The 1,899-nt window shown below is 71.5% G+C and carries 1 protein-coding gene and 1 pseudogene; both read right to left on the bottom strand.

Features of this window, described 5'->3' with window-relative positions; all coding sequences use genetic code 11:
* Positions 1–3: 3 nt before the first annotated feature.
* A complete protein-coding gene (locus E2651_RS42900; protein ID WP_135336679.1) occupies positions 4–831 on the bottom strand; it encodes a hypothetical protein in 828 nt (275 codons plus the stop codon).
* A 76-nt stretch (positions 832–907) separates the two neighbouring features.
* Positions 908–1,822: pseudogene (locus E2651_RS46285) on the bottom strand (DMT family transporter); the annotation flags it as partial.
* Between the last annotated feature and the right edge of the window lie 77 nt (positions 1,823–1,899).

The following is a 1,899-nucleotide window of genomic DNA, read 5'->3' as shown; positions in this document are numbered from 1 at the left end:
GACCTACACAAGGCTATTCGTCGGCAGCGTCAGATGTGTATAAGAGCCAGCCACTGTCCCCGCCGACACCCGAAACGCGCGCCCGCTGTTGTCGATCCTGTCGTGATGGACCTCCTCGCCGTCCCACCAGGTGATCGTGGCGGTCCACTCCGAGTCGAACCGCTGGGTGCGGGCGATGAGTTCGAAGCGGTAGAAGGTGTCGGTCGTGACTTGGCGGGGCAGCGTGATCAGTTCGCCGCCGTACTCGGTGGCCGCCTTGCGGGCCGCGCGCTGGTGCGGACTGCGCTGCAGGTAGGAGACCGGGATGTCGCGGCCCACCGGGAGGGTGTCCAGGTCGACCATCATGCGCTCCGGTGACTCCGGGCCCCCGCAGCCCATCACCCGGGGCGGGGTTCCGGCCACGGGCCTCCCGCGGCGGGTGACGTTGAGGGAGAGGTCGCGGATCTCCACGGCCTTGTCCGCGTTGCCCCGCAGGCTGACCTCGACCGTCATCGCGTCCTTGTGCACGCTGAGTCCTTCGCGCTGCCACCGCGCCAACTGCCGGTCGTCGCCGCCCTGGAAGCCCGCTGCCAGATAGCGGCCCTTCGGCGTCAGGAGCCACTCCGTGGAACAGGCGTCGACGACCTCTTCGACCAGCATGGCGACGGGTGAGGGTGGGGCGACGGACTGGCCGAGCCAGGTCACCCCCGCTATCAGCAGAGGGAGTACGGCGCACAGCACCCCGTACAGGCCGAACTTGTCGGCGGCGCTGAGCCCCGCGTGCCAGCGGGCGAAACGGCGCGGGGCGCTGGGGCCGGGCCGGGCCGTGGACACATCTCCGTCACTGTTCAAGACTCCGTCATTTCAAGACTCCGTCGTTGTTCAAGTGCCGGAGCCTATGAGGATCGGCGACCAATTCGGCGGCGCACTAAAGGCGTTCACCCGTGGAGGCGATGGAGCGGGGGGCGCGGTGCTCCGGAGCGTTGTCCTCCTGACGCGCGCCGGGGCGCGCCGGAGGGCTCTGGGTGAGCCGCCGGTTGATGAGGACGACGCCCGCCACGCTGATCAGGCCGCCGATGAGTTCGACCGGGCGCGGGGTCTCGCCGAGCCAGACGTAGGCGACGGCGAGCGCGACCGGCGGGACGAGGTAGAGCGCGCCGGTGGCCCTGGCGACCGTGTCGCGGGACACGGCATAGCCCCAGGTCACGAAGCCGAGCGCGGACGGCAGGAGGCCCAGGTACACGGCCGGTCCGATGGCGGACGCGGGGGCCCGCGCCAGGCCGTGCAGGGCGTCCGGCGCGAGCGGGAGCAGGAAGGCGGTGCCCGCCCACATGGCGTAACAGGCGACTTCCAGGCCGGTGTGCCGCTTGAGCAGCGGCTTGGTGGCGAAGTGGTAGACGCCCTGCACGAGTGCGGCGGCGAGCACGACGAGCGCGCAGGCCGACAGGCGCGTGGGGCCGCCGGCGAGGGCGATGAGCGCGGCGCCCGCCAGTGCGATCGCGCTGCCCAGGGCGGTGTTGCGGGTGAGGGCCTCGCCGAGGAAGGCCGTGGCGAGCAGCACGCTGAACACCGGGGCGACGGTGACCAGAAGGCTGGCCGTACCGGCGGGAACGTGCACCTCGCCCCAGTTCAGGAGCAGTTGATAGGCGCTCATGCCGGTCGCCCCGCACAGCGCGATCAGCGGGAGATCGCGGCGCTCGGGCAGGCGGACCCCGAGGAGCGGCGCGACGAGCGCGAGCGCGGTGGACGCGACGGCCAGGCGAAGGAGGGAGAGCCCCGCGACGCCGAGTCCGTCCAGGCCGACGCGGATCGCGGGGAAGGCCGACGCCCACAGGACCACGGTCGCCGCGAGGGCGAGGAAGCGGAGAGAGGGGCGGGGAGCTGTCTCTTATAAACATCTCCGAGCCCACGAGACGCTCA

It is taken from the genome of Streptomyces sp. MZ04, assembly GCF_004684775.1.
Classification (GTDB): domain Bacteria; phylum Actinomycetota; class Actinomycetes; order Streptomycetales; family Streptomycetaceae; genus Streptomyces.
This window is presented reverse-complemented; position numbering and strand designations above follow the sequence as displayed.